Annotated in this window: 34 protein-coding genes, 1 tRNA gene and 1 pseudogene; 26 read left to right on the top strand and 10 right to left on the bottom strand. The window is 57.6% G+C overall.

The genetic code is table 11. The features are described 5' to 3' along the window. The 8 genes from ERD78_RS01200 to ERD78_RS01165 all read left to right on the top strand — a co-directional run bounded on the left by ERD78_RS01200 (window position 1) and on the right by ERD78_RS01165 (window position 6,855). Window positions 1-873: a branched-chain amino acid ABC transporter permease gene (locus ERD78_RS01200; RefSeq protein ID WP_129967349.1), complete on the top strand. Its 873-nt coding sequence runs from the start codon at window positions 1-3 to the stop codon at window positions 871-873. Window positions 874-884: 11 nt separating this feature from the next. Then, window positions 885-1,769: a branched-chain amino acid ABC transporter permease gene (locus ERD78_RS01195; RefSeq protein ID WP_129967348.1), complete on the top strand. Its 885-nt coding sequence runs from the start codon at window positions 885-887 to the stop codon at window positions 1,767-1,769. Then, complete coding sequence (locus tag ERD78_RS01190) at window positions 1,766-2,524, top strand: ABC transporter ATP-binding protein (RefSeq protein WP_129967347.1); 759 nt, start codon at window positions 1,766-1,768, stop codon at window positions 2,522-2,524. Before ERD78_RS01195 ends, ERD78_RS01190 begins: the two co-directional genes overlap by 4 nt. Then, complete coding sequence (locus ERD78_RS01185; RefSeq protein WP_129967346.1) at window positions 2,521-3,234, top strand: ABC transporter ATP-binding protein; 714 nt, start codon at window positions 2,521-2,523, stop codon at window positions 3,232-3,234. Before ERD78_RS01190 ends, ERD78_RS01185 begins: the two co-directional genes overlap by 4 nt. Window position 3,235: 1 nt before the next feature. Next, window positions 3,236-4,840: an AMP-binding protein gene (locus tag ERD78_RS01180; RefSeq protein WP_167668805.1), complete on the top strand. Its 1,605-nt coding sequence runs from the start codon at window positions 3,236-3,238 to the stop codon at window positions 4,838-4,840. Then, window positions 4,837-5,304 carry a MaoC/PaaZ C-terminal domain-containing protein gene (locus tag ERD78_RS01175; protein WP_129967344.1) on the top strand — a complete coding sequence of 156 codons (468 nt, stop codon included), beginning with the start codon at window positions 4,837-4,839 and terminating at the stop codon, window positions 5,302-5,304. The genes ERD78_RS01180 and ERD78_RS01175 overlap by 4 nt, the downstream gene beginning before the upstream one ends. Before the next feature lie 87 nt (window positions 5,305-5,391). Next, window positions 5,392-6,363, top strand: a complete 972-nt coding sequence (locus tag ERD78_RS01170; RefSeq protein WP_129968272.1) for an NAD(P)H-dependent flavin oxidoreductase — start codon at window positions 5,392-5,394, stop codon at window positions 6,361-6,363. Between the two features lie 222 nt (window positions 6,364-6,585). Next, window positions 6,586-6,855, top strand: a complete 270-nt coding sequence (locus tag ERD78_RS01165; protein WP_129967343.1) for a hypothetical protein — start codon at window positions 6,586-6,588, stop codon at window positions 6,853-6,855. 28 nt (window positions 6,856-6,883) lie between these two features. Here the strand turns inward: ERD78_RS01165 and ERD78_RS01160 are convergent, their stop codons facing one another. Genes ERD78_RS01160 through sugE form a run of 3 tightly spaced genes read right to left on the bottom strand, consistent with a single transcriptional unit; the run spans window position 6,884 to window position 8,196 of the window. Beyond that, the gene (locus ERD78_RS01160; protein ID WP_129967342.1) at window positions 6,884-7,387 is read right to left on the bottom strand and encodes an MgtC/SapB family protein; all 504 of its coding nucleotides are present in this window, start codon (window positions 7,385-7,387) and stop codon (window positions 6,884-6,886) included. A 30-nt stretch (window positions 7,388-7,417) separates the two neighbouring features. Next, the gene (locus ERD78_RS01155; RefSeq protein WP_129967341.1) at window positions 7,418-7,852 is read right to left on the bottom strand and encodes a GNAT family N-acetyltransferase; all 435 of its coding nucleotides are present in this window, start codon (window positions 7,850-7,852) and stop codon (window positions 7,418-7,420) included. 17 nt (window positions 7,853-7,869) lie between these two features. Continuing rightward, window positions 7,870-8,196, bottom strand: a complete 327-nt coding sequence (sugE, locus tag ERD78_RS01150; RefSeq protein ID WP_129967340.1) for a quaternary ammonium compound efflux SMR transporter SugE — start codon at window positions 8,194-8,196, stop codon at window positions 7,870-7,872. 143 nt (window positions 8,197-8,339) lie between these two features. Between sugE and ERD78_RS01145 the strand changes: the two genes are divergently transcribed. The 4 genes from ERD78_RS01145 to ERD78_RS01130 all read left to right on the top strand — a co-directional run bounded on the left by ERD78_RS01145 (window position 8,340) and on the right by ERD78_RS01130 (window position 12,865). After that, window positions 8,340-10,046 carry an FMN-binding glutamate synthase family protein gene (locus ERD78_RS01145; protein WP_129967339.1) on the top strand — a complete coding sequence of 569 codons (1,707 nt, stop codon included), beginning with the start codon at window positions 8,340-8,342 and terminating at the stop codon, window positions 10,044-10,046. Window positions 10,047-10,533: 487 nt separating this feature from the next. Then, complete coding sequence (locus ERD78_RS01140; RefSeq protein ID WP_129967338.1) at window positions 10,534-11,190, top strand: O-methyltransferase; 657 nt, start codon at window positions 10,534-10,536, stop codon at window positions 11,188-11,190. Between the two features lie 53 nt (window positions 11,191-11,243). Further along, a complete protein-coding gene (locus tag ERD78_RS01135) occupies window positions 11,244-11,663 on the top strand; it encodes a darcynin family protein (protein ID WP_129967337.1) in 420 nt (139 codons plus the stop codon). Beyond that, on the top strand, window positions 11,660-12,865 hold the full coding sequence (locus ERD78_RS01130; protein ID WP_129967336.1) for an MFS transporter: 1,206 nt from the start codon (window positions 11,660-11,662) through the stop codon (window positions 12,863-12,865). The genes ERD78_RS01135 and ERD78_RS01130 overlap by 4 nt, the downstream gene beginning before the upstream one ends. Before the next feature lie 274 nt (window positions 12,866-13,139). Here the strand turns inward: ERD78_RS01130 and ERD78_RS01125 are convergent, their stop codons facing one another. Genes ERD78_RS01125 through ERD78_RS01115 form a run of 3 tightly spaced genes read right to left on the bottom strand, consistent with a single transcriptional unit; the run spans window position 13,140 to window position 13,948 of the window. Beyond that, window positions 13,140-13,403, bottom strand: a complete 264-nt coding sequence (locus ERD78_RS01125) for an antitoxin VbhA family protein (RefSeq protein WP_245152288.1) — start codon at window positions 13,401-13,403, stop codon at window positions 13,140-13,142. Window positions 13,404-13,410: 7 nt separating this feature from the next. Next, complete coding sequence (locus ERD78_RS01120) at window positions 13,411-13,680, bottom strand: CopG family antitoxin (protein ID WP_129967335.1); 270 nt, start codon at window positions 13,678-13,680, stop codon at window positions 13,411-13,413. Then, the gene (locus tag ERD78_RS01115) at window positions 13,637-13,948 is read right to left on the bottom strand and encodes a BrnT family toxin (protein WP_129967334.1); all 312 of its coding nucleotides are present in this window, start codon (window positions 13,946-13,948) and stop codon (window positions 13,637-13,639) included. The genes ERD78_RS01120 and ERD78_RS01115 overlap by 44 nt, the downstream gene beginning before the upstream one ends. A 309-nt stretch (window positions 13,949-14,257) precedes the next feature. Between ERD78_RS01115 and ERD78_RS01110 the strand changes: the two genes are divergently transcribed. Next, window positions 14,258-14,506, top strand: a complete 249-nt coding sequence (locus ERD78_RS01110) for a type II toxin-antitoxin system Phd/YefM family antitoxin (RefSeq protein WP_129967333.1) — start codon at window positions 14,258-14,260, stop codon at window positions 14,504-14,506. Beyond that, complete coding sequence (locus tag ERD78_RS01105; RefSeq protein ID WP_129967332.1) at window positions 14,496-14,777, top strand: type II toxin-antitoxin system RelE family toxin; 282 nt, start codon at window positions 14,496-14,498, stop codon at window positions 14,775-14,777. The genes ERD78_RS01110 and ERD78_RS01105 overlap by 11 nt, the downstream gene beginning before the upstream one ends. A 391-nt stretch (window positions 14,778-15,168) precedes the next feature. On the opposite strand, the gene ERD78_RS01100 is transcribed toward ERD78_RS01105, so the two are convergent. Then, window positions 15,169-15,717 (bottom strand): YdeI/OmpD-associated family protein, encoded by a 549-nt coding sequence (locus ERD78_RS01100; RefSeq protein ID WP_129967331.1) that lies wholly within the window; start codon window positions 15,715-15,717, stop codon window positions 15,169-15,171. A gap of 168 nt (window positions 15,718-15,885) precedes the next feature. Between ERD78_RS01100 and ERD78_RS01095 the strand changes: the two are divergent. The 3 genes and pseudogenes from ERD78_RS01095 to ERD78_RS01085 form a co-directional block, all read left to right on the top strand. Beyond that, window positions 15,886-16,008 (top strand): annotated as a pseudogene (locus ERD78_RS01095) (DUF3363 domain-containing protein); the annotation flags it as partial. Between the two features lie 60 nt (window positions 16,009-16,068). Next, window positions 16,069-16,671 carry a transposase gene (locus ERD78_RS19875; protein WP_209019930.1) on the top strand — a complete coding sequence of 201 codons (603 nt, stop codon included), beginning with the start codon at window positions 16,069-16,071 and terminating at the stop codon, window positions 16,669-16,671. A 53-nt stretch (window positions 16,672-16,724) separates the two neighbouring features. Beyond that, on the top strand, window positions 16,725-17,351 hold the full coding sequence (locus ERD78_RS01085; protein WP_167668804.1) for a transposase family protein: 627 nt from the start codon (window positions 16,725-16,727) through the stop codon (window positions 17,349-17,351). A gap of 25 nt (window positions 17,352-17,376) precedes the next feature. On the opposite strand, the gene ERD78_RS01080 is transcribed toward ERD78_RS01085, so the two are convergent. Next, window positions 17,377-17,453 (bottom strand) — tRNA-Met (locus tag ERD78_RS01080). A 402-nt stretch (window positions 17,454-17,855) separates the two neighbouring features. Between ERD78_RS01080 and ERD78_RS01075 the strand changes: the two genes are divergently transcribed. From ERD78_RS01075 to ERD78_RS01065, 3 genes are all read left to right on the top strand, one after another. Beyond that, window positions 17,856-19,085 (top strand): mechanosensitive ion channel, encoded by a 1,230-nt coding sequence (locus ERD78_RS01075; protein WP_129967329.1) that lies wholly within the window; start codon window positions 17,856-17,858, stop codon window positions 19,083-19,085. Window positions 19,086-19,196: 111 nt separating this feature from the next. Continuing rightward, complete coding sequence (locus ERD78_RS01070) at window positions 19,197-19,418, top strand: hypothetical protein (protein ID WP_129967328.1); 222 nt, start codon at window positions 19,197-19,199, stop codon at window positions 19,416-19,418. Window positions 19,419-19,737: 319 nt separating this feature from the next. After that, window positions 19,738-19,968: a hypothetical protein gene (locus ERD78_RS01065; protein WP_129967327.1), complete on the top strand. Its 231-nt coding sequence runs from the start codon at window positions 19,738-19,740 to the stop codon at window positions 19,966-19,968. 48 nt (window positions 19,969-20,016) lie between these two features. Here the strand turns inward: ERD78_RS01065 and ERD78_RS01060 are convergent, their stop codons facing one another. Beyond that, window positions 20,017-20,928: a LysR family transcriptional regulator gene (locus ERD78_RS01060; RefSeq protein WP_129967326.1), complete on the bottom strand. Its 912-nt coding sequence runs from the start codon at window positions 20,926-20,928 to the stop codon at window positions 20,017-20,019. A gap of 104 nt (window positions 20,929-21,032) precedes the next feature. Here ERD78_RS01060 and ERD78_RS01055 point away from each other — a divergent pair, with 104 nt between their 5' ends. Next, a complete protein-coding gene (locus tag ERD78_RS01055) occupies window positions 21,033-21,458 on the top strand; it encodes a VOC family protein (protein ID WP_129967325.1) in 426 nt (141 codons plus the stop codon). Between the two features lie 75 nt (window positions 21,459-21,533). On the opposite strand, the gene ERD78_RS01050 is transcribed toward ERD78_RS01055, so the two are convergent. Then, window positions 21,534-22,430 (bottom strand): LysR family transcriptional regulator, encoded by an 897-nt coding sequence (locus tag ERD78_RS01050; protein ID WP_129967324.1) that lies wholly within the window; start codon window positions 22,428-22,430, stop codon window positions 21,534-21,536. Between the two features lie 113 nt (window positions 22,431-22,543). On the opposite strand from ERD78_RS01050, the gene ERD78_RS01045 reads away from it, so the two are divergent. From ERD78_RS01045 to ERD78_RS01025, 5 genes are read left to right on the top strand one after another with little or no spacing between them, the layout of a single operon-like run. Beyond that, window positions 22,544-23,542 carry a Bug family tripartite tricarboxylate transporter substrate binding protein gene (locus ERD78_RS01045; protein WP_129967323.1) on the top strand — a complete coding sequence of 333 codons (999 nt, stop codon included), beginning with the start codon at window positions 22,544-22,546 and terminating at the stop codon, window positions 23,540-23,542. 20 nt (window positions 23,543-23,562) lie between these two features. After that, entirely contained in the window at window positions 23,563-24,948 is a 1,386-nt protein-coding gene (locus ERD78_RS01040; protein WP_129967322.1) for a lyase family protein, read from the top strand. Beyond that, window positions 24,945-25,400 (top strand): carboxymuconolactone decarboxylase family protein, encoded by a 456-nt coding sequence (locus tag ERD78_RS01035; protein WP_129967321.1) that lies wholly within the window; start codon window positions 24,945-24,947, stop codon window positions 25,398-25,400. Before ERD78_RS01040 ends, ERD78_RS01035 begins: the two co-directional genes overlap by 4 nt. An 18-nt stretch (window positions 25,401-25,418) precedes the next feature. Further along, window positions 25,419-25,646: a hypervirulence associated TUDOR domain-containing protein gene (locus tag ERD78_RS01030; RefSeq protein ID WP_129967320.1), complete on the top strand. Its 228-nt coding sequence runs from the start codon at window positions 25,419-25,421 to the stop codon at window positions 25,644-25,646. Then, window positions 25,643-26,185, top strand: a complete 543-nt coding sequence (locus tag ERD78_RS01025; protein WP_129967319.1) for a DUF488 domain-containing protein — start codon at window positions 25,643-25,645, stop codon at window positions 26,183-26,185. Before ERD78_RS01030 ends, ERD78_RS01025 begins: the two co-directional genes overlap by 4 nt. The last annotated feature ends 4 nt before the right edge of the window (window positions 26,186-26,189 follow it).

The following is a 26,189-nucleotide window of genomic DNA, read 5'->3' as shown; positions in this document are numbered from 1 at the left end:
ATGTTGCTGCTTCAGTTGCTGATCAATGGCGTCCAGGCGGGCGCCATGTATGCGCTCATTGCGGTGGGCTTTTCGCTGATCTTCGGCTCAACCAAAGTATTTCATTTCGCTCACGGCGCCACCTTCACCATTGCCGCTTACGTGTTCTACAACCTGTACGCGGTGCTTCACGTTCATTGGTTCGTGGCCCTATTGGCCTGTGCGGCAGCCGCCGTGGCCTTTGGCGTGGCGCTTGATCGCTGGGTATATGCGCCCATCCAGCGCCATGAAGGCTCGTTCTTCACCGTGTTCGTCGCTTCGCTGGGTGCGGGCATCGTTGTGCAGAACGTGGTGGGCATGGTGTTCGGGCGCGGGTTCGTATCCGTCAGCACGCCTTTGTCGGTCAGTATCGAGGTGATGCCCGGATTGTATGTGTCGCCGCTTTCAGGCATTGCAATTGTGTGCGCCCTGGTGTGCTTTGGGGCGCTGCAGATATTTCTGATGCGCACGCACACGGGCATGGGGCTGCGCGCATTGGCCGAGAACCCCGAGCTCATTCGCGTATACGGATTGAGTCCGAGACGGTTGTCGACCATGGTGTTCGCGCTGGGATCGCTGCTGGTTGTCCCGGCCGCGGTGCTGGGTGCAGCCAGCTCGGGCCTGAACCCCGCCGTGGGCCATCATATTGTGCTTGTCAGCCTGGCGGCAACCATTGTGGGAGGGGTCGGCAGCTTGAGAGGGGCTGCCTGCGCCGGCCTGCTTCTCGGACTGAGCGAAAACCTGGCGCTGATGTATCTCGGTTCGCAGTGGAGCGAGGCGGTGACCTTCATCGTGCTTTTCCTGTTCATTCTTTTCCGCCCGTCCGGCTTTTTCGGACGCGCCATAGCATCCTGAGGTAACGGTACATGCTCGCCTATATCCTCAACCTCGTCACCCTGATCAGCATCAACGCGGTACTTGCCATCACGCTGAACTTCATCATGGGTTATGCGGGGATCTTCTCCATGGCCCACGCCGTCTTCTTTGGCGTGGGTGCCTACGTGGCGGCATTCATAGCCCTGCACTATACGGCGTCGCTATTCATAGCTGTGCCGATAGCCATGGCGGCGGCGGGGCTGCTGTCTCTTGTCCTGGCGCTGCCGGCGCTGCGCGTGCGCGGCGAATATTTCGTGGCGGCGTCGCTGGGGCTGCAAGTGCTTGGCGTGACCATCTTCGCAGAGTGGAAGTCGTTCACAGGCGGCCTGGGCGGGATCATAGGCATTCCACCGGCCGACATTTTCGGTTATGCGCTGGCCGATCCCAGGCAGTTCACGGTGCTCGCGGTGGCCTGCCTGGTTCTGGTCATTGCCATCACCAACATTCTGCTGCGGTCAAGCTTCGGCCGTAATCTCAAGGCCATACGCGACAGTGAATCCGCCGCGCACGCCTTCGGCAAGAACGTGGCCGTCATCAAGACATTGTCGGTCATTGTTTCGTCGGCGCTGGCGGCCATAGCGGGCGCTTTGTATGCCTTTTACCTGGGTTTCATCAACGTGGAAAGCTTTACGTTGGACACGTCGGTCCTGCTCATGGCCATGGTTATTATCGGCGGCACGGGGACGCTGCTCGGCCCCATTGTGGGTACGTGCATACTTATGCTGCTGCCCAGCGCATTCAGCTACATGTCCTTCCTGCCGTCCACGGAAGTGGGCGCCATCCAGCAGATTGCATACGGACTCGCCATGGTGTTGCTGATGATCTTCCGCCCTGGTGGCCTGGTGGGTTCATCCCGCGCGAAGGAGGTGGGATGAACTACGAAGACAGGGAGGTGCTGCTGCGCATCAGCGGTCTGCGCAAGAATTTCGGCGGGCTTCAGGTGACTAACGATGTCAGCCTGGACATGCGTGCCGGCATCGTGACCACTTTGGTCGGTCCGAATGGCGCCGGCAAGACAACGCTCTTCAATCTGATCACGGGCCATCTGAAACCGACCGGCGGCGACATCCTGTGGCGCGGCACATCCATCGTGGGGCTGCCGCACTGGCAGATTGCGCGCCAGGGCATTGCGCGCACCTTTCAGGATTTGCGCCTGTTCGACCATATGACGGTGGAGGAGAACGTGCTGACCGTGATGGAGCCAGTGTCCTGGCTGTGGCAACCGGGCGGACGCGTAAAACGTCGCGAGCGTGAGGATAAGGTGGCGCGCATCCTGGCGCGTACCGGCCTGTCGTCCAAGGCGCGCTCGCGCGCCATAGACCTGGCTTATGCCGAGCGCAAGTTCCTGAGCCTGGCGCGCATCATGGCCTCGGACGCCCGGATGTGGCTGCTGGACGAGCCTGCATCCGGCCTGGACCGAAGCTCATACGACCGTTTCCTCAAGTTGCTGCGCGCGGAAGTGGAGGGCGGCGTCACCGTATGTATCATCGAGCACAATCTGGACATTGTCATTGGCGTGTCCGATCGTATTGCCTTTCTGGATCAGGGCACCCTGCTGGCCGACGATGATCCGGACAGGGTTCTGAAAGATCCGCACTTGGCGGCGATTTATTTTGGAGATCAGGCATGACGGCCGCTGTGCTGCAGACCGATGGGCTTGTGGTGGGATACGGCGGGCGGCCCGTACTGGATGGTTTCGACTTTGCGCTGCGCCCTGGCGAGGTGCTGTGTTTGATCGGCCACAATGGTGCCGGCAAATCGACCTTGCTCAAGACACTCTTTGGCCTGGTGCCGAGGCAGGCAGGGCGCATTCTGCTCGATGGCCGCGACCTGGCAGTGGTTCAGCCCCGCGCCCTGACCGCGGCGGGCGTATCTCTGGTGCCGGAGGGACGAGGCGTGTTTCCTGGGTTGACCGTCGCCGAGACCATGAGCATGGGCATGTGGGCCGCGGGTATTCCAAAGGAACAGCGACCGCAGCGGCTTGAATGGGTCATGTCCGTGCTGCCTGCGCTGAAAACCTTCTATCAGCAACGAGCCGGCACGCTCTCTGGTGGACAGCAGCAGATCGTATCCATAGGACGCGCGTTGCTTAGTCAGCCGCGCTGCCTGCTGATGGATGAACCTTCCATAGGACTGGCGCCGAAGCTGTTTCAAGACCTGCTGCAGCCCATACGCACACTGCAGCAGCGCACCGGCATGTCCATTCTCCTGGTCGAGCAGAATGTAAAGGAAGCACTCAAGATTTCCGATAGGGTCATCGTCATGAAATCGGGGGCCATTATTCGCGAAGCCCTGCCGCAGGATCTGGCCGACAATGCCAAACTCATGGAGCTTTACTGATATGCAACGCCCCGCCAGCGTGCCCGCACTGCTTGCCCGCCAGCACGCCAAACGCCCGGATGCCATCGCCTTCATCGATGGAAACCACCGCATCACTTACCGGGAGTTTGATCGGCTCTGCCGCGGAACCGCGGCTTGGCTGGCGGAACAGGGCATAGGCGAAGGCGACCGCGTGGCGGTCTGGCTGGTCAATCGCATCGAATGGCTGGCCATGTATTTTGCGCTGAGTCATCTGGGCGCTGTACTGGTGACGGTCAATACACGCTATCGCGCTCACGAGTTGGCACATATCCTGGAGCATTCGCGTGCCCGGATGCTGGTGCTGGAGCTGAATTTTCGCAAGATCGATTTTTTCGCCGTCCTGGCAGGCATGGACGAGGCCGCGGCAGCGCAACTCGAGCGCATTGTTATTGTCCGCAAGGGGGCGGATGCCCTGCCGGAGCGACTTCTGGACAAACCGGTGGTGGCTTTCGATCTGGATGCGCTGAATGATGGCGCCGTGCCGTCCGTGGCGGGCAGCGCCCAGTCAAGCAATATTATCTTCACCACGTCGGGTACGACCAGCGGTCCCAAGCTTGTCGTGCACACACAATACAGTGTCACCACGCATGCTCAACATGTGGCGCGCAGCTTCGGGCTGGAGGACGATGGCGCTAAGCTTCTTGCCACCTTGCCGTTTTGCGGCGTGTTTGGTTTTGACAGCGTACTTGGCGCCTTTGCTGGCGGATGTCCTGTAGTGCTGCAGGATACATTCGATGCCGCCGATGCCGTAAAGCAGATGATCGCGCAGCGCATCACGCATGTGTTCGGCAGCGATGAAATGTTTCGCCGCATCATGGATGCGGCGCCGACGGGCGACAGGCCATTCCCCAGCCTGCGCCTATGCTGCTTCGCGGCATTTCATCCCGGCACGCAGGCATTAGGCGAGGAAGCCTGGCGCCGTCATATTCCGATGGCCGGCCTGTATGGCTCCAGCGAGGTCCAGGCGCTGTTTTCCTTCAGTCCGGTTTCACTGCCCTTGACGGAGCGTCTCAAGGGTGGCGGCATGCCGTGTAATCCCGATGCGCACATCCGTGTGCGGGATGTGGAAACAGGGGAGCTTCTCTCGTCAGGACAGACGGGTTTGCTTGAGTTTCGTGCCGACACGAATTTTGCCGGCTATCTGGACAACCCCGAAGCTAATCGCAAAGCCATAGACGAAGAGGGCTACTTCCGCAGTGGGGATGTCGGTTACCTGCGCGGTGATGGCAGCTTTGTCTATTTGACCCGTCATGGCGATGCAATACGTCTGGCAGGTTTTCTGGTCGATCCCACTGAAATCGAAAACGAACTCAAACAGCAGCCTGGGGTTGCGGATGCCCAGGTTGTCGCCGCGGACGTTGGCACGCAAGTGCGCTGTGCAGCCTTTGTCATCATGGCGCCTGGCGCCGCATTGGATGAAGAGAGGCTCAAAAGCAGCGTTGCCGGCGGGTTGGCGGCCTTCAAAGTGCCGGCATACATTTGGCAGGTTGACCGGTTTCCCACGACGCAGAGCTCGAATGGCGTGAAGATACAGCGCGCCAAGTTACGCGACATGGCGCGGGAACGCATTATGGAAAAGGCATGACCACGTATTATCTTGAAGACTTTGCTCCCGATCAGGTATTCGAAAGCGGAGGCCGCACCATCACCGAAGCAGATCTGACCTTTTTTTCCATGCTGTCGGGGGACTGGAATCCCATCCACGCCAACGAGGCTTACGCGCGCACGACCCGGTTTGGACAGCGTGTTGTCCATGGCGTTCTGGGCATGGCCGTCAGCACGGGTATGCTGCATGAGCTGGGCATTTTCCACGATTCGGTCATCGCGATGCTGGGCTTCCGAAACTGGCAGTTTCTTGCGCCGCTGTTCGTGAACGACACAATACATTTGCGCCTTACAATCACCAGCGTGGAGCCCGGCAAGAGCGGCAACAGCGGCAAGCTGGGGCGCCGGTTCGAACTCGTGAACCAGCACGGCGATGTCGTGCAGGCGGGCGAAAGCGATGTGCTGGTGCTGACCAGGCAAGGTGCGCAGGCGCGCGCCAGCTAGGCTGTCGCCGCGCTGCCGTCTCCATTTCCCATTCAAACTCCGCGCCGGTGTTTGGCCGGCCCTCCACGATCCGGAGATATCATGCTTATGTCTGCTGCTCCCCGCCTCCCCGCCGTCCTGCAGAACCTGGCCCTGCCCGTAATGTCGGCACCCATGTTCACGGTCAGCTATCCGGAACTGGTGCTGGCGCAATGCAAGGCGGGTATTGTCGGAGCCATGCCCGCCCTCAATGCGCGGCAGCCTGAACTCTTCGATGAATGGCTCACGCATATCGGCCAGGATCTTGCCATATACAGGCAGGCCAATCCCGATGCCGTTGTGGGACCGATCGCCGTCAATCTTATCGTGCACAGTTCCAATCCGCGTCTGCAGCAGGATACCGAGACCTGCGTCAAGCATGAAGTCCCCATCCTGATCACTTCGCTCAGGGCGCCCGTGCCCGAATTGATCGATGCCGTCCATGCCTATGGAGGCATCGTGCTCCATGATGTCATCAACCTGCGTCATGCGCGCAAGGCCATCGATGCTGGGGTTGACGGCTTGATTCTGGTTGCGGCGGGTGCGGGTGGCCACGCTGGCACCATGTCTCCCTTTGCGCTGGTTGGTGAAGTGCGCCGGCATTTTGACGGGCCGCTGATATTGTCTGGCGCCATCTCGACCGGAAACGGCATCCTGGCTGCCCAGGCCATGGGCGCTGACCTTGCCTATATCGGCACGCGTTTCATTGCCAGCCAGGAGGCGCATGCGGCGCCTGAATACAAGCAGGCGCTGGTCGACTCGGCTGCCGCCGACATCATCTACAGCAACTTGTTCTCGGGCGTGCACGGCAACTATGTGCGCGCCAGCATCGTTCGCGCGGGTCTTGATCCCGACAATCTGCCTGTATCGGACAAGAGTCAGATGAATTTCAAATCGGGCGGATCCAAGTCCAAGGCTTGGAAGGATATCTGGGGCGCGGGGCAGGGCGTCGGGCAGATCGACGATATTCCCACCGTGGCCGAGATTGTTTCCCGCCTCAGGATGGGGTACATGGAAGCGCGCAGGCAACTGGCCTTGTAACGCCCAGTAAAGAGGAATTGTTGCTGAAATTTTCGGAATAGTGCGATATCTATAATTTCTGCTATGGCATCAAGCATTTACACCAGATGCATTGCCTGATCTTGGGGTGTCTACGGGTTTTCCCGTAACAACCCGAATCAAGTAGCACGAAATTGCGATGATTCGCTGCCTGCAAGCCCCTTAACGTGGAAGTCCCAGCACATCGAAACAAACGGAGGGCCTATGCGTTACGGAAAGTTTGTGGGTGAGCTCAACAAGGGAATCGAAGGCCGCATCGTTGCCTACGATTATCAGAACGAGGGATGCGTCCTGCACCTGAACGACGGCTGCACCAAAGTCACCGTTGCGGAATCCGTTATTGACGGCCAGAAAGACGAGGCACTGTCTGCCCTGCGAAGCCGCATTCGTGCACAAGACTGGGGCTCACGGGATATGGCACTCGTACTCAAAGGAGGCCATTTGGTTTTTGAGCGCCATCGCGAACTGGCCTGAACAGTCTCGCAATCTCGTCTCGTTCGCCTCATTCACGCGAATTGTCGATAAGCGGCTCCAGGCCGCTTAGCAGCGCCAATATGGGCAACGCAATCAACGTTGCAAGAATGGCGGTCATTTCCAGGCCGCTCCCCGCTGCAAGTCCGATGGCGGCGACCAGCCAAATGGAAGCCGCCGTCGTCAAGCCCTGCACGCGCTGGCTTTCGCTTAGCTTGATGATGGCGCCGGCACCGAGAAAGCCTATACCTGCAATCACCCCCTGGTAGATACGGCTCATGTCGCGCGTATCCATGCCGAGCTGCAGCGGCACAAGGACAAAGAGCGCGGCGCCAAGCGCCACCACCATGTGCGTGCGAAGACCGGCGGCCTTGCCCTTGGATTCCCGCTCATAGCCTATGATGCCGCCCAGCAGGACGGCCATACTCAAGCGCAGGACAATGCGTGTGACGTCGCTAGCATCGGCCACGTCGGAGAACTCTTGCAACAGGGTGCGCCATACTTCCTGCGCGATGCTGCTGTCTGTGGATGCCATCTGAGGTTGTCCCGCTGGTAAGGAGTGTAGTCAGGCTGTCAGCGAATGACGCATGGTGACATGCTCGATACCGGCGTCCATATAGGTGCCACCCTCCGCAACAAAGCCGTGGCGCGCATAAAAATTGCGTGCATGCGTCTGGGCAGACAAGACGACTTCCATATGGCGTCGGCGCCGCGCTTCATTGACCAGTGTGTCCAGTATCTTTGATCCCACCCCTGTGCCACGATAGTCGGCCAGCACGGCAAGCCGCCCAATATGGCCGTCAGGCAGCAGGCGGCCCGTTGCAATGGGCTGATCCTGCTCATTGTAGGCTACGGCGTGTACGCATTCGCTGTCCAGGCCATCCAACTCGAGCTCAACCGGCACATTTTGTTCCTCGACAAACACTTCCTGGCGAATGGCGACCGCATCATGCTTGCTGCTTGCCCAGTCGCCCACCGCGATCCTGATAGTCTGGTTCACGCGCTTCTCCTTCTTCTTCAAGAGGCCAGTTTCAGGCCAATGATGCCGGTAAGAATAAGGCCGGCGCTGCCAAGCCGCAAGGCGCCGGCAGGCTCCTTGAACAGGACGATGCCAAGCACCACCGTGCCGACCGCGCCCACGCCCACCCATACAGCATAAGCAGTGCCAAGAGGCAGCTGTTTCATAGCCAGCCCCAGGAGACCGAGGCTGATGGTCATGGACAGCGCTGTGGCCAGCGACGGCCACAGCCTGGTGAAACCTTCAGTATATTTGAGCCCCACAGCCCAGCCCACTTCAAAGAAGCCGGCGATGACGAGGATTATCCATGCGCTGGAAACAGCCATTTTCGATTCTCCGCAGGGCCGTCCCTGAAAATGATGCGCCATACTTGCGAACGGCGGCAAGGTCGTCCCTGCGTTGAATGAAGGGCTATTTTACTGCGTGGCGCATCTGTTATCGTGCAACATACCGCAACATTGGAGACAACATGAGTCCGCTGCTGACACGCTATACGGCGTTTTACGTGATTATTACCGCGACGGTGGTCTTTCTGGTACTGGGAATTTTCGCCTCGGCAGCCTGGCTGCTGCCTGCGGCGCTCTGTGCGGCGCTGACCGCTGTCGGCGTCATGGACCTGCGCCAGACCCGGCATGCCATACGCCGCAATTACCCCGTCATCGGCAATTTGCGGTTTCTGTTCGAGTATATCCGGCCGGAAATGCGCCAATATTTCTTCGAGGATGATACGACGTCGCAACCCTTTTCCCGAGTGGACCGCTCCCTGGTGTACCAGCGTGCCAAACGGCAGATCGACAAGCGTCCATTCGGCACCCAGCGCGACGTCTACCAGATTGGCTATGAATGGATCAACCATTCCATGGAACCCACGCACCCCGAAGATTGTGATTTTCGCATCACGGTGGGCGGTCCGGACTGCAGCCAGCCATATTCGCTGTCGGTACTGAATATCTCGGCCATGAGTTTCGGCGCTTTGTCCGCCAATGCCGTGCGTGCATTGAACAAGGGCGCCGAACTGGGTGGCTTCGCGCACGATACGGGCGAGGGCGGCGTCAGCCGTTACCATTTGGAGCATGGCGGCGACCTGATATGGAACATCGGCTCGGGCTATTTTGGCTGCAACGACGGCAAAGGCACTTTTTCCGAGGAAAAGTTCGCCGAGTATGCGACCCGGGACAATGTCAAGATGATAGAAATCAAGCTGTCCCAAGGCGCCAAGCCTGGACATGGCGGTATTTTGCCCGGCCCCAAGGTCACACCTGAAATCGCTGCCGCGCGTGGGGTACCCGCATGGCAGGATTGTAATTCGCCTGCCCAGCACAGCGCCTTCACCACGCCCGTTGAACTCATGGATTTCATTGTCCGCCTGCGTGCGCTATCGGGCGGAAAGCCAGTGGGTTTCAAGCTCTGCATAGGCCATCCCTGGGAGTGGTTTGCCATTGCCAAGGCCATGCTCAAGACTGGCGTCACGCCCGATTTCATCGTGGTCGATGGTGCGGAAGGCGGCACCGGAGCCGCGCCGATAGAGTTCGTGGACCATGTCGGCACACCGCTGCGCGAAGCGCTGCGCCTGGTGCACAATACCTTGGTCGGGATAGGCTTGCGAGAGCGTATCAAGCTGGGCGCTTCCGGCAAGATCATCAGCGCTTTCGACATGGCGCGTATTCTTGCCCTGGGCGCCGACTGGTGCAACAGCGCGCGCGGCTTCATGTTCGCCATCGGCTGCATCCAGGCACAGGCCTGTCATACGGGCAAATGCCCCACCGGCGTTACAACGCAGGATCCCAAGCGTCAGGAAGCCCTCGTTGTCGGCGACAAATCCGTGCGCGTTGCGAGTTTTCATCGCAATACACTGCAGGCGTTGGCCGAGCTGCTTGGGGCGGCGGGCTTGCGGCATCCTGGCGAGCTCAGACCGCATCATATTGCCACACGCACGCCTGGCGGAGAAGTGCGGGTGCTGGCGGCCCTGTTCCCAGATCTGGAAAAAGGGGAACTTCTGCAAGGAAAATTCCGCAACACGATTTTTCGCACGGCCTGGCCCATGGCTCGGGCGGAATCTTTTTCGCCGCTGTACAGTCTCAGCGCCGCTCTGTCGGGCAATGCCGCCAGTTCGCTTCCGCCAGACGCCAGCGAAGCTAATCGTGCTGAAGGGCGGGAGGGGACGCAGGCTGTCTAGCTGGCATCAACAGTCTTGGGCCACCAGGTAAACATCGCCTGTTTTCTGCTCTCATGATGAGATTCCGAGGCTGGGTGGCCATTCCATAAGCAAGCCTGCCGCCAGCGCAATCTCCAGTCTCCAGTCTCCGGCAATGTGCGGGGCGTGTCGGGAGAGCGTTTCCCCACGCGCTTTTCTGTCGCGAGCATCCTATCTCTTGCCATTTGTGCGCGCTCCTTACGTTGTATTGGACGGGGCTTCGTGCATAACTGCAGCCATCTCAAGGCGTCCTCAGTATGCGCCTCATACGACTAAACCTGAACAGCGCCTCCAAAACCGCTATGGGCAGATTCGTTGCGCGTGCCTGTTTTGAATATTTTCTTGATTAAATTCAAAAGGTTGTTCTATCCGTTAAGCAAGCGCATGCGAATGCGATTAGAAAATGCGACGAATTAATCGTATATTTCTTTTCGGGACACAACATGCTTTTCTCGGATAGGACCGCTAAATGAATACTTTGAATACAGCCCCACTTGCGCCGCTTCTGGATCGCCTGTTCGCAGAGGCGGATGCAGCAACCAGCCCTGCCTTTGCAGCACTCTCGCATGAGGAGAGAGACCGGCTGATGCATAGCAAAACAGACTATCTGCATCTGTACGGGTTGATGAAAGACTTGTGGCTTCCGGTATCCCGGGAAACGGGGCTGCTGCTTTACATGCTGGTGCGCAGCACCGGTGCGCGCAACATTGTTGAGTTCGGCACTTCCTTTGGCATCTCGACGCTGCACCTCGCAGCCGCCCTTCGCGACAATGGAGGTGGCCGCATCATAACCAGCGAGTTCGAACCGTCCAAAGTGGCGCGATCGCATGAGCATCTGGCTGAAGGTGGATTGTCGGATCTAGTGGAAATTCGCGAAGGCGATGCGCTCAAGACACTGAGTACAGATCTGCCGGATGCCATTGACCTGCTACTGCTCGATGGCGCGAAACCGCTCTATCCCGACATCCTCGACTTGATGGAAAACCGGTTAAAGCCCAATGCATTCGTCGTTGCGGACAATGCCGATTTCTGCCCGGCGTATCTGGCGCGTGTTCGCGCAGCGCAGAGTGGCTACATGTCCATACCGTTCGCCGACGGTATAGAGCTGTCCATGCGGGTGGGTTGAACAAAATAAGGCCCGCGACCGCCATACATCGCTTTTCTTTAATGAGAAATCAAATGACTGAAAAAAACGCACAATATGATCTGGCTGCCAATCCCTTGACCATTTTCTGGCTTATCAAGACCACGCCTGAATGGTTGGCGCTGCCGCCCCTCGGAGAGAACGGACGCTTCGCCTTCGGCAAGAACGTCCTTGATCCCATTCTTGCGCGCTATCCCGGCGCCAGGATGGCCTTCTACGATTCCGAGGCGTTTACGGCCGACTGCACCGATGTCATGGTGTGGACCGTAACAAGCCTGGAGGACTATAACGGCGCCGTTAATGAATTGCGGGAAACGAAGTTCTGGAGTTTTTACTTCACGATCGAGAAGATTGTTCCCGCAATCGAGAATGAGTACGCCAAGCACTATAAGGCTGACATCCTTGGCCAAGTGCCGACACACGCTTCGGCGCAAATGGAGGATGTTTGCAGATGAAGGATGATAAAAGGCCTGATCAGGCCTATCGACAAGTGGTTGCCTTGACAGCCGCGTTGTTCCTTTCATACCTGACTGTCGCCATGTCACTTCCCGCTGTGCCCATCCATGTCGTCCAGACGCTTGGCTTCGGCAATGTCTTGGGAGGGCTTGCGGTTGGCATTGCTTTTCTATCGACCATTTTGACGCGTGGCTATGCAGGTGTGTGGTCCGACCGCCTCGGCGGCAAGCTCTGCATGCAACGGGGGCTCCTGCTTTATACCGCGGCAAGCCTGGTTTGCCTGATGGCAAGCCTGCCGCTCTTGTCGGAGGCTGCGGCTTATACGGTACTCATCATCGGCCGTCTTCTTCTTGGGCTCGGGGAAAGCGTGGCCATGATAGGCATGATTAACTGGGCGATTGGCCTCATGGGGCAGGCGCGCTCGGGACGGGTCATGGCGCTGGTGGGCATCGGGATGTACGGTGCCTTTGCTGCCGGCGGCCCTCTGGGCCTGGCCCTGCTCAAGCATTTGGGCTTCGCCTGGCTGATGGCTGCCTGCGCGTTATTGCCGATTATTGGCTTGATTGCTATTCATTGGCTGCCGGCAGTGGAAACCCATACGGGAAAACGGGAGCCTTTTTGGCGGATCATCGGGCGCATTTGGCGCCTGGGCGCTGCCGTCGGACTGCAAGGCGTGGGCTTTGCCGCACTGGGGGCATTTTGCTCGCTTTATTTTCTCAGCCGTGGCTGGCCCTATGCGGGGCTTGGACTAACTTTCTTCGGTGTGGGCTTCGTCGTGGTGCGGCTGGCTTGCGGCCATTTGCCCGACCGAATAGGCGGCACGCGCGTGGCGATCGTTTCGCTGTTCGTGGAGGCGTGCGGGCAATATCTTTTGTGGCTATCGCCAGGGCCGTACGCGGCATTTTCCGGCGCGCTGTTGACGGGAATTGGCTGCTCGATGGTGTTCCCGGCAATGGGAGCGGAGGTCGTCAAACGAGTGCCGCCGCATCTACGCGGCACGGCGGTTGGCGGGTTCGCGGCTTTCCAGGACTTGGCCTATGGCGCAACTGCTCCGGTGGTTGGCGTGCTGGCGGATCATTCCGGCTACGCGTCCGTCTTCCTGGTCGGCGGCCTCGCCGCAACGCTGGGGCTATGGATAGTATGGTCGACGCGTAGAAATACAAATACCGTTGCAGGAAGGGCAGTGGCGCGTCCGCATTAATGATCAGACCTTTGGAACATGGGTAGTTTTTAGGAGGAGAGGTAGGGCTATCAGATCCCCTCGCAGGAGGGCGATATGATAGCGCTACATCCCATGATCCTGCTATTCAACCCATTGCTCCTTCCTCCTAACATCTTCACATGCTTCACGTTTTTGTTTCTTGCTACTACACCTTCAGCCAGTAGCTATTGAGGCATGTTAAGTCCCTCGAGCGTTACCTTGCGTATAAAAAGACCTGCGGCTTACTTCTGTATTGCCACCTATCTACCTTACACTATGCCAAGCCTTGATTTGCATTGTCCGGCATGTTTACGAACTCGGCCAAGCTGATTTCATTATTAATGTATCGCTGGGCCTGCGCTTCGCATCCGGCGGAAATTTTGAAGCCTTCGAGCTCTACCGAGGCTCGCGCGTAGTTCACCGCATCTTGCCTTGCCTGATGCTCCCGTTCTGCCTGGCGCTTGGCGCTGGGCACGTACCCCTTGTTCATGTTCTTCCTTTCCGGGGTGTGCTGATCGCTGGAGTCGCGGTCTTCCACGTCCCGATCATCGGTGGCGGTGACGCGCCACATCTGATTCCAATAGTAAACGCACATACCGGGTATAAGGGATACCTTTGGCGCGTGCCCGCGCTTTTACCGCGTCGAGTAGTGAGATAGGTAGCCGCATGTTGAGTGACGCAGATTTCGGCTCTACTTCAAAGTGCATCGGCTTGAAGCCTGATAGGTCATACTGTGATAAATCTGCGTCGGCCACGAAGTCTTCCGCCTCTTTATCGCTTCGCAGCGGCGGCATGATTTTTGGTTTCGCGCTCATAATGGTCAATTTCCTTTTGATGCATATAGCGAGCACTAATTGGGCGGATCTTATGTTGTTCGTCCTGAACCCGAATCGTGAACACCAGAAAGACGTAACGCTTGGCTTGTGTTTTTCCGATGGCCCGCATACGTAATTCATTGGGGTGAGGATCAGCCATGACGGCGGGCGATCCGAGCATGACCTGTTCTATTTCGGCTTGGGATACGCCGTGCTTTCCGCACTTTGGCCAATTCCCGCTATCCCAGTCAAATCCCGCCACTTTCATACGAAAATACTACACGATTGTCTACACAAACTCAATAACCACCCATAGTGTTCATAGATACGGGAGGGCAATGAGTGCAGCGCAAAGTGCTCAACCCAATTTCTGCGTTGGCACCTGGTGAACAGGCCGGGCCTGAAAAGCAAAATGCCAGGCTCGTCTGGGCTGGCGTAACTAGCTGAGATCACCTGGGAATTCTTGGTTGCGCATCCCTAGCCTGAATTCGCAGAACACGGCATACTTATCCGTTGATAAGCTTTATTAAAAGCGCTAATATAAGTACTTTTAATGGTTCTATTTAAGGGGCTAATTATGGCTCACACCCTACTTGCGGAAACGACGGCCAGCGTCTCTGAACTCAAGCGTAATCCAATGGGCACCGTGGCGGCGGGAGAAGGGTTCCCTGTAGCCATCCTCAATCGCAACGAGCCTGCATTCTATTGCGTTCCTGCCAAGGCCTATGAAGTCTTGCTGAACCGCTTGGAAGACCTGGAACTGAACGCCATCGCCGATGCTCGCCAAAGTCAGGCGGAAATCGAGGTCCAACTGGATGAGCTATAGGCTGAAATTCAAAGATGAGGCCTTGAAAGAGTGGCACAAGCTCGACGGTACCTTGCGTGAATCGTTCAAGAAAACACTCACCGAACGTCTGCAAGCCCCTCACGTGCACGCTGCCAAGCTGTCCGGCCATTCCGACCGCTACAAAATCAAGCTGAAAGCCAGTGGCTACAGGTTGGCTTATGAAGTACGTGACGAGGAAGTGGTTGTGGTGGTTGTCGCCATCGGCAAGCGCGAACGCAATGCGGTCTACGCCGCAGCGGCCAAGCGCTGACGCTCAGCAACTCAGGACGGACAGCCTGTCATGTCAAGCTATTACGTTGGATGTCGCTGGTTGTTGGACGGTTTGTGCGCCAGTCTTGTGCACCAGCTATTTCGTCTAGCAGCTTGTCGTTGGCGCTAAAATGTAACCCACTTTAGGTCATAAATATTTCTTGAAAATCAATAATTTAGATATTTTCGGGTAAAAATTGCCCGAACTTTGCGGTATCGGACAGCCTGTATTCTGGTGGCGTTTCCCTGATGTTGGGATTTGTGCCCGATACAAAATACGTAATAACTTCAATGGGTTACAAGCTTATTAATACCAGTGTATCGGCGTTTTGTACCAGCGTGAAATGAAATTGAATACGACACTGCCGGTGCTCAAAAGCGCTGCTATTGCGCTAATCCTTCGCCTTGGGCGCGCTAAGGCTTTTACTGTAGTAACCCGAGGGATCGAAACAGCAAACACGCTTCTTGCCTGACGCAAGCATCTCGCAGGCATTCTCGACTCGGCGTTGCCGTGTCTTGGCCTGCTTTGCCGATTCAACCCAATGAATCCAGTCAAGTCGCGCAATGGTTGTCGTGCCTTCCCAGGTGGATTTAGCGTCCGCAGCCGCGGCAAGGGCGTCTTGCAGGTCATCGGGCAACTGCGGTTCTGGCTCTGGATCGGCCGGAGCAATTTGAACGGCAACCACGTCTCCAGGCGATGCAGCCGCAGCCTTTTGCAGTTTCTTGCTTACCTTTAGCCAATGGCTAAGCTGCCCATCCGGCTCAAGCGTGGCCTGAAATGCGTGCCCATTAAGCGTGCCCTGTACCGATGTCCTGCCGCGCCTGGGCAGCTTGTCACTGACGGCTTTTGGCAAGACAAGAAACGCCCATGAGTCGTCCTTGCCGGGATTCTCGGGGCGAAGCAGCGTAGTCTTGAATGTAGACGCTTCTTTTTCCACCATGTCAGGATACCTTTGGAGTTTAAGGGAATGTGGACCACAACCCCAGCGCAGTGGCTCGTTGGATAGCGATGGGCACGAGCAGCGCTGGGGGGCTCTATTCTGTATCTCTTTTGAGCTACGTTCAAGAAAATTTGGACTGATTGCAGATAGTAAGCTTTGGCCAAGGGATTCAGCCTAGTGCCGTGGAGGCCAGTGATCGAGCAGCGGCTGGGGCAACAGATTGCAGCGATAGTGCGTGGCGGTGGAGTGTCTTGGGAGGTTGGGCGACAGCGTGGATCAACAATCGGCTAGTCGTCCAGCGTGCGCATCTGTGAAATCGCTAGTACATACATTAATGCGTCAGATGCAGTAATGACCTGCAAAATCATCATCTTGTTCGATAGCAAGAAGGTATTTACACTCGTACTTACATTGGCGTATGCCTTCAGCAATGGAGTGATTGAAATGGTGCCCAAGTACCACTGCACCGATTGCAATCGGTATTTTCGCCACCGCTTTGCGGGCATCCGGCCCCGGCGCCGGGCCACCGAGGCCTATCGGCTGGAGGTCTTCGAGGCCCACGATGGGGGCGTGAGCCAGCGTCAACTGACGCGCACGCACTGGATCGGCAGCGCCACCGTCGAGCGCTGGTACCAGTCCTTTATCGGGCAGCGGGTCTCGGAGCTCTCTGGCCGAAGTTGTCCGCAGGTGCTGGGCATTGACGAGCATTTCTTCAGCCGCAAGAAGGGCTACGCCACCACCCTGGTCGACTTGAGGCACCACAAGGTGTTCGATGTGGTGCTGGGCCGCTCGGAAGCGAGCCTGCGCGGCTATTTGAAGCGGTGGGGTAGAGCCTGCGGAGACGGTCAATTTTTGGTCAATACCCACCGAGATGGCAGAAAAAAAGGGCTCTTCATCATAAAAGGGGGACGATCAGCATTCATTAAACTTGTTTTTGCGAAGAAACACGTCTAATGGAAGGAATGCCGATGTCCCCAGTCGATTTTATCTTAGGAATCCGCGATGTTGTGATTGAACGGTTCGAGCGAGGCCGGGAGATTCATGTCTGGGCCAGGCCAACCAAGCGCTTGGCGTGCATCCATTGCCAGCAAGAGGCGGTACGGATTAAAGCGACGCATCAGCGCACGCTCAAGCACACCCGCCAGGGCAACCAGTTGATGGTGTTGCACCTGGCGGTGCCCAAGTACCACTGCACCGACTGCAATCGATATTTTCGCCATCGCTTTGCGGGCATCCGGCCACGGCGCCGGGCCACCGAGGCCTATCGGCTGGAGGTCTTCGAGGCCCACGATGGCGGCGTGAGCCAGCGCCAACTGACGCGCACGCACCGGATCGGCAGCGCCACCGTCGAGCGCTGGTACCAGTCCTTTATCGGGCAACGGGTCTCGGAGCTCTCTGGCCGAAGTTGTCCGCAGGTGCTGGGCATTGACGAGCATGTCTTCAGCCGCAAGAAGGGCTACGCCACCACCCTGGTTGACTTGAGGCACCACAAGGTGTTCGATGTGGTGCTGGGCCGCTCGGAAGCGAGCCTGCGCGGCTACTTGAAGCGGTGGGGTAGAGCCTGCGGAGACGGTCAATTTTGGTCAATACCCACCGAGATGGCAGAAAAAAAGCCACTGGTCAGAGTGGCGTAAGCGCTTGATATTGCTTAGAAATCTTTGGTGGCGCATCCCTGATTCGAACAGGGGACCTGCGGATTATGATTCCGTCGCTCTAACCGGCTGAGCTAATGCGCCAAAGACCGGCAATTTAACATATTTTTGGGCTGTGTGCGAACGCCCGGCAGCTATCGTGTTGGCGCAACGTGAGAATGTCCGCACCCCCTCTGTGCAAAATAGAAATGTCCGGTTCAATGGTGTGAATGCCATCGCGCAGGCGGATGAGCCGGTGGCCACGATTGGCGCACCAGCAACTGCGGGATCGGTGATGTCGCGTTGCTGGAGGCCCGCACGCGCAAGTTTTCATGATTCCATCTGTCGCTGCACATGTCATTTTGTATTTGACCACTCGCAAGCCTTGTAATTGGCAGATAAGTCGTGTAGAAATTGTTCTTATTGCAATGATATGTAGTGAAATTAACGTGCAAGTAGCTGGCGGACGCGACACGCTACGTCACTTATACAGAGGGGAAGAGCCATATGTTTGAAGGCAATGGACAAATCGAATATCTGGGTAATCAATTCGCCGTTTGGGGGCCGAAGTTGCTTGGCGTGATCATTATTCTGGTGATTACGTATTTCATCGCAAAGGCCGTTCGATGGGGGCTCGTCAAATGCATGGACAGGCTCACCTTCCTCTCAAAAGGGTCGCTGGATCACAAACAGAATCTGTCCCTCTCCATCGGCACCCTGGGATATTGGCTGGTGTGGCTGATAGGGTTATTGGTTGCTGTTCAGCCTCTGGGACTAACCCAAGCGCTGGATCCTATTACGGCTTTGACTGGCGAGGTGATGACGTACCTCCCAAGAATTGTTGGCGCCGCCATTATCCTGTTCGTGGGCATCCTGATCGCCAAGATTGTCAGGACCATTGTGGAGACAGCCTTGGGCGCCATCAACGTCCAAAAGTGGTGTGCAAAACTCGGCCAGTCCAATAGCTTCCAGGATGATAATGCCGCTGCAGTAGCTCAAAATACCGCTAAAGGTTGCCCCGCGTTGGCGCGAACAGTTGGCGCCATCGTATTTGCTGTCATCGTTATTCCGGTGGCTATTGCCGCGCTGCAGACGTTGGGCATTTCCTCGATAGTCGAGCCCACGGTGCTGGTTCTGCAAACAGTGCTGGATGCCATTCCTAGAATTATTGCCGCCGCTTTGCTGCTGTTCATTGCGTATTTCATTGCACAGTGGGTTCGCGCCTTGCTTGAGCAATTACTGATGACTTTGGGGCTCGATAGGGCGCTGACGAGCATCGGACGCAATGTCTCGGCAAATGTGAGCCCCTCGCGTATTGCAGGTTGGCTTGTTCTGGTTGCCATCATGCTTTTCGCCGCCATAGAAGCCGCCAGCCTCCTTGATTTTGAAATTGTTGCCGTGATGCTTGGCCAGGCAACAGAATTGGGCGGGCACGTGGTGTTCGGTAGTGTAATTGTGATTGTGGGTGTCGTCATGGCCCGCTTGGTCGCACGATTGATTGGAGACGCGGTTGGCGAGAATGGTTTGCCCTCCATATTGAAGTACGCCATCATCGCGTTGGCTGTTGCCATGGGATTGCGGTTCATGGGGTTGGCCAATGAAATTGTGCACCTTGCATTTGGTCTGATTTTGGGATCCGCTGCCGTGGCTTGCGCCATAGCATTCGGTTTGGGTGGGCGTGAGACTGCACACCAGTTGCTCCAGAAATGGGTGAATAGCAATAAGGACCATTCTTAGCGTCAATGTGGCACTCGTCTTGACGAATATGCCCTGACCCTCGTTTGTATTATTTCCTGTCAGGGCATATCATTTTCTCCACAAAATAAAAGCAAGAGTTCTGGAGACGAGATGGATCGATGGAGGAGCTGGCTGGAGCAGGCCTTGCAGGATTTTGAGGTTCTCAAGGCCCAGGAAGCATCATTGTTTAAGGCACTGAAAGAGGTAGAGCGCGCGGGAGACTTTGCGCAGGGCTTGCGCGCACGTGAGCAGTGGTTTGATGCACGAACCAAATCCCTCGCACTGAATGAAGAGATTGTCCAGCATCTGGGCGCCCAGCCCGATCACAGATGACACGCAGCCAGTAGCTTGCCTGTAGCGAGCTTCAATATTTCTAGCCGCACGCCGACGGCTGAATCGGCGAGTGCTCCATCATCATCCATGCCGTAGTCCGACGGGGGCCGGCCGGATTGCAGTCCCTGCGGCATGGCTATTTCGCGACCTATTCTGGGCATCGCGACTACTTTGCATTCCCCGGTGGTAATCACCCGATGTCGGCATTGCGTCTTTTTTGCACAAATCACTGTTTTTTGTGGACTTTTCCCATACTGCACTGAACAATGATTCCACGGCAAGCGGTGAATTTTCTTAGGGCAAGCGTCAACAAGAAATCATGAATACAAGACCTCCCATCATCACACATATTGATCTGTATCTGACTGCCTCGGGAAGTGTTGCATTCCTGAGGTCGCGGCAAGAATCCACGGACGGGCAGATTGTTTTTCATGGATATGTCATGAAAACCGTCAAGGGAGTGACTGTCAAGAGAGACCTGATATGGTTGCCCTCAGGGCACTGCATATCCAGCGAGCAGGAAGCCGACCGTATTGTGTCCCGGGCATAGTCGGATGGCGCTGTCTCAACGGTCTGGGCAGGCGGTGGCTAGGCTTGGTCATGAAGGGTGACGCATGCGATTATTTTCTCTTGGGGCCGGTTCGCGTTGTGACACTGCGCTGATAATCTGTGTGAGCAACTTTACAGAATCATTCAAATGCTCATCGGGACGATGGACGAGGCCAACGTCCCGATGAAAGGTATGGTCGCCAAGATCGATGGCACGCAAAGCCGCGGGCCAGCGTCTATGTATGGCAGTTTGAGGCGCAAGCGCCACGCCCACGCCATTGGCAACAAGCCTCACGATAGCCTCCAGCTCGTCTGCTTCGCATACTTCCCGGGGTTTGATGTGCATGTCTCGAAGAAATCGATCCACTTGCCGGCCGCCAAACGACGAGCGATCGTAGCGGATGAATGGCTGGTTGGACAGCAACCGGGCCCAGTCGCTGCCGCACACTTTGCGTGGAACGATAAGCCGGAATGGTTCGTGTGCCAGGGGCGTCCAGCGCAGGTCACCTTGCAGCGCGAAAGGGGGGCGTATCACGGCGGCCATGTCGAGTTCGCCAGCATCCACGAGGTTGACCAGCGCGACGGACAAACCTGGCATGATGCGAGTACGGCAGCCGGGGCATTGTTGGTGAAACTTTGCCAGCGCATCCGGCAAAAGCGTGCGCTGCAACGACGCAATGGCGCCAATATTGATCAGCTTGCCTGACGGCGAGCCGACCGGCGAGGCTCCCAGATTGTTATACATCTGAATCAGCTCTTGTGCCTGTGCCAGTACCTGACGCCCCGTTTCATTAAGTCGCGCTGCGCGCCCGATGCGATCAAACAAGGTGAAGCCCAGTTCATTCTCCAGTCGCCGCATCTGGGCGCTGACAGCGGCCTGGGTCAAGCCCGTCTTGTGACCGGCAGCGGCGAATGTGCCCTCGCGAGCCACAGCGATAAGCGTATTCAGTTCGCGGATCATTCATCAATTTCCATTGTTAATTGTGAAAATATATATTGATTTTATTTTCCATTTCCCGAGCTTACAATCCTGAGAATATCTCTGAACTTCGACATGGAATCCCGATGAATCTGTCTCCTTTCCACCTGGCCATTCCCGTTCACGACCTGCCTGCTGCGCGCCGCTTCTACGGCGAAGTGTTCGGGCTCGAAGAGGGCCGCTCCAGCACACAATGGGTGGATTTCAATTTCTACGGCCATCAGCTTGTGATACACGAGCATCCCAGGACCGCGGCCCAGGAGAACGCCCACACAAATCCGGTGGATGGCCATGATGTCCCGGTGCCGCACTTCGGCATTGTCTTGGCGTGGGCACAATGGGAAGCGCTGGCTGCTCGCTTGAAATCCTTCGGTACTCAGTTTGTTATTGAGCCGTATGTCCGCTTTCAGGGGCAAGTCGGTGAGCAGGCAACGATGTTTCTCCTGGATCCCTGTGGAAATGCACTGGAGTTCAAGGCTTTCAAGGACATGAGCCAGCTTTTCGCCAAATAATGGCTATGTTTCAATCTTGCCGGGTATAGGATTGTGCTCGGCCTTGATGGAGTTTCCAGGGCATCAGGTGTGCCGTCACGGCGCCGCGAGCACATCTTGCGCGCATTGCATCAAGGTGCGCACCCAGCGTACGCGCGGGGAGCGATTGCGCCACAGTATGCCGAGTTCGCGGGGTGGTGGAGCCAGGCTTTCGCTTTGCCGGGGCACAGGCGGCACCGGAAGTTTGCACAGATCGCCGCTGGCCAGACCTTGGCCTATGTCCGGCACCAACGCCACACCGAGTCCGCGCTCCACCAGCAAGGCGATCGCCATGACTGAATTGAGCTCGAAGCGCTCGTTGGGCTGTATGCCGTGTGCCTGTAGATAGCGGTCAGCGAGTTTGCCACCGGCGAGCTCGCGATCGTAGCGCACCAAGGGACCATTCCGCAGTAACTCCAGTGGATCACGTCGCGCATCGCGCTTGTGGGTGAGCACGACCAGGGGTTCTTGATGCAGTGGGGTCCAACTCACAGTCTTGGGCAGGTCGAACGACAGCTTCAAGCACAGTGCCGCATCGAGTTCGGACTGTACCAGCGCAGTGTACAGATCGGGGGTGATGCCGATGCGCAATGCGATTTTTACGCTTGGATGGCGCAGCGTGAAGGCCTGCAGGATATCGGGCAGGAAGCCATGAAGCGCTGTGTTCACAGTACCCAGGCGCAGCTCGCCTTCGTTTTCCTCTGTGATCGTCCAGTCCCGAAGCGCCTCGGCGTCCTGCACCAGTGCGCGCCCACGTTCGAATAGACGCTCTCCTGCAGCGGTGGGTCGTACGCTGCGTCCTTGCCGCAGCAGCAGGGCCGTCCCCAGCTCACGCTCCAGCGCCCGCATCTGCTGAGCAATGGCGGCGGGGCTCAGATCCAATTGCCGTGCTGCCTCGGACATGGAGCCCGCGGCTACGACTCTCAGAAAATTGCTCAGATAGCGTATGTCCATTGCCTGTATTTTCTTTTGTGTGATGAAAGCTGCACATAGTGTATTGCCATGGCCATGCTGGACGAAAATAAGGGAATCAATTCAAGAATCCATATCAGTGCAGAGGAGATACGATGAACCGTCCCGCCGTAAAGCTTGCATCCCGCCGCCGTGTGCTGGCCGCCGCCCTTGGTCTGACTGCAGCGTCGATGGCTCCTGCCTGGGCGCAGCGCGGCAGTCCCGTCATGCGTATTATCGTGCCCTTTGCGCCCGGCGGCGGCAATGATGTTCTGGGCCGCCAGATGGCGCACGGCCTGAGCGAGATGTTCAAGGAGGATGTGATTGTTGAAAACAAGCCGGGCGCCGGCGGAAATCTGGGCACTGAACAAGTGGTGCGCGCCTCGGCCCAGAGCAACACATTTCTCCTGGGACATACAGGCACGGTGTCGATCAATCCCGTGCTATACCAGAACTTGAAATTCAATGCGTCCACGGACCTGCAGCCTGTGGCCATGTTTGCCTCTTCAGCTCTTCTGTTGGTTGTGCCGGCCGACTCTCCCATACAGAGTGTGCAGCAGCTGGCCGATGCGTTGCGCAAGGAGGGATCCGATATGGATTTTGCTTCCAGCGGCACAGGCACCGGCGGCCACCTCACCGGCGAGATGTTCCTCCAGACACTGGGCGCCAAAGCGGTACACGTTCCCTACAAGGGAACCGCCCCTGCCCTGGCCGATGTCGCTGGAGGGCAGGTGGATTTTTGTTTCAGCGTCATCCCCGCCGCCATGGCCATGATCAAGGGCGGGAAGCTGCGCGCCCTTGCTGTGACAAGTCCAAAGCGCATGAATTTATTGGCTGACGTTCCTACCATGGGTGAATCCGGCGTGCGGGAACTCAAGGGGTTCGAAAGCACGCTGACATATGGCATTCTCGCTCCGAAATCCATGCCGGCGGATGTGGTTGCGGAGCTTGAGCGAAAAATACTGAAGGTTGCTGCCACGTCCGATTTTCAGTCCAGGCTGGTGGTCGAGGGCGCCGAGCCCATGCTGGGTGGGTCTGCCGACTACGGCCGCAGGATACAAGAGGAAAGCCGTAAATGGGGTGAGGTGGTGAAGGCTGCCGGCATTGCTGTATGAGCGAGGCAGGGCCTGCTGCAATGGTTTCTCTTATTGATGCAAGTCTCAACCCCGCTGGCGACACAGCGCTGTTCACGGACCGGCAATGGCTGGAGGCGCTATTGCGCTTTGAGGCTGGACTGGCTGACGCTCAGGCTGGCGCCGGCCTGATCCCCCCGACGGCGGCAGCGGCCATCTCCGGCGCCTGCGCCGCCGTGGAGATGGATAGAGCCGAATTCATTGAGTGTTCGCGGCGCACCGGCGCATTGGGTATTGGCCTGGTTGATCCGCTCAAGGCTTATCTGGCGCTGCATGCTCCTGAGGCGCTGCCTTATCTGCACTGGGGTGCAACGACGCAGGATGCCGTCGATACCGCCCACGCCTTGCTGACCAAAGCCGCGCTGTCTGCCTTGTTGGAGGAGCTGGAGGCCATGGAGCGTGCGCTGTGTACGCTTGCCCGCGATCATGCCGCCACGCCCATGCTGGCGCGCAGCTTGATGCAGCCCGCCCAGCTTACCAGCTTTGGGTTGAAGTGCGCGCAGTCCGCTGCTGCCTTCCGCCGCTCCATCAATCAGTTTGCCGTGCTGGCGCCGCGGGCCTTGTGCGTGCAACTGGGTGGCGCCGTGGGCAATCGGGCGGCACTGGGTAAACAGGCTGCCGACGTGGAGCGGAGATTGGCCGGCGCATTGGGCTTATGGGTTTGCGGGTACAGCTGGCATACGCAGCGGGATGCCTGGATACGTCTGGGAATGGAGGCGGCGGTATGCGCCGGAAGCATGGCGAAGCTGGCACGGGATTGGTCGCTGATGTCTCAGTTTGAGGTTGGCGAATTGGCCGAGGCAACGCGTGGACGTACTTCCAGTGCGATGCCCCATAAGCGAAATCCGGTGTATTGCATGCAGGCTATCGCACAGACCCAGGCCGTACCGGGCTTGGCTGCCGCGTTGCTCGGCGCCATGGCACAGGCGCACGAGCGGGCTCTGGGCGAGTGGCAGTCCGAGCTTACGATGTGGGCGCCATTGTGGCGCCATGTCCATGGTGCCGCCGCCGCGCTGCGGCGCGCTGCCGAGGGTCTGCGCATCAATACCGTCCGCATGCAGGCGCATGTGGATGCACTTCATGAAGTCGTATTCTCGGAGGCCTGCGCGAAAGCCATTACGCCTGTGGCGGGCCAGGGTCCCGCCCAGCAGGCTGTTGAAGGGCTTGCCGCGCAGGCGCTTGCGCAGGGCGTACCCTTGTCCGGCCTTCTGTTAAATTGGGTGGAAGCACATTACGGTGCTCTGCAGGCGGAATCAGTGGCGCCGGCATTGGCCCGGGCAACAGACCAGCAACGGGCCGTGGACGGCTCGGCCGCATGTTGCGCCTTGCTGCTGGAAACATTGGAAGCGCCCTCCCACACACGACTTGAACCGGAAATGACACCATGACTGACTCGAACACCAGAGCCGCGCTTCAGCGTGGCATATCAAACCGGCGCAACGTATTGGGTGATGCCTGGGTCGAGCGCTCGATCGGCAATGCCAACACGCTGAACGTCGAGTTCCAGCGCATGATCACATGCTACGCATGGGACGGGATCTGGAGCCGGCCAGGGCTCGAGCCTCGCACCCGCCGCATCATGGTGTTGGCCATCACCGCGGCCATGGGCCGTTGGGAAGAGTTCGAGCTGCATATTCGCACGGGACTGCAGGCGCCTGCTGACGATCCCGCCGCCGCCGCGCTGGATCTGGATACAATAAAGGAAGTGTTGCTGCAGACTGCGGTCTATGCGGGCGTGCCGGCGGGTAACACGGGCATGGCCATTGTGCTTAAAGTGCTGTCTTCCCTGGACCGCACACCTCCCAAAGCCGATTTCTGGGCAGGTGGAACGGGGGAATGAAATCTTATCGAGCAAATCATGACCCGGAAATTCAAGATTGGTGATCACGTCACATGGAACTCGGAGGCGGGGCATGTGACGGGTACCATTATTGCGGTTCATACTGAGGACTTTGACTACAAAGGTCACAGGCGCCGAGCCTCGAAAGATCACCCTCAGTACGAGATCAAGAGCGACAAGACCGACCATATCGCGGCTCACAAAGGCGACGCGCTCGCGCATACTGGCGGCAAGGGCCGGTCGTGATTCTTCCCTTTTTCACCGTGGGTCACTCGACGCGTGCCCTTGAATCGTTTGCCGACATGCTGACTGAGGCGCAAGTGGTACATGTCGTCGATATCAGGACAGTGCCTCGCTCCAGGACAAATCCGCAATTCAACAAGGATTATCTGCCTGGCGCGCTCGAGCCTTTTCATATCTCCTATGAGCATCTGGCGGCGTTGGGCGGGCTCAGGGGCAAGTCGAAAACCGTGAGCGCCGACGTGAATGGCTTCTGGTCAAATGACAGTTTTCACAATTATGCGGATTATGCGCTCTCGGACGCCTTTCATGATGGTTTGCAGCATCTGATCACCCAAGGCCGAACCATGCGCTGCGCAATCATGTGCGCTGAGGCCGTTTGGTGGAGATGCCATCGGCGCATTGTCTCGGACCATCTCCTGGCGCACGGGGAGGACGTGTTTCATATCATGGGGCCTGGACATGTGAGCGAGGCCCGCCTAACAGAAGGTGCTGTCGTTCAGGCGAACGGCGTTGTCGTCTATCCTGTGGCGGAACGCCGTTGAATTG

This window comes from Allopusillimonas soli, assembly GCF_004153445.1.
Lineage (GTDB): Bacteria > Pseudomonadota > Gammaproteobacteria > Burkholderiales > Burkholderiaceae_B > Allopusillimonas > Allopusillimonas soli.
The sequence above is the reverse complement of the archived record's forward strand: the minus strand, read 5'-3'. Positions and strand labels throughout refer to the sequence as shown.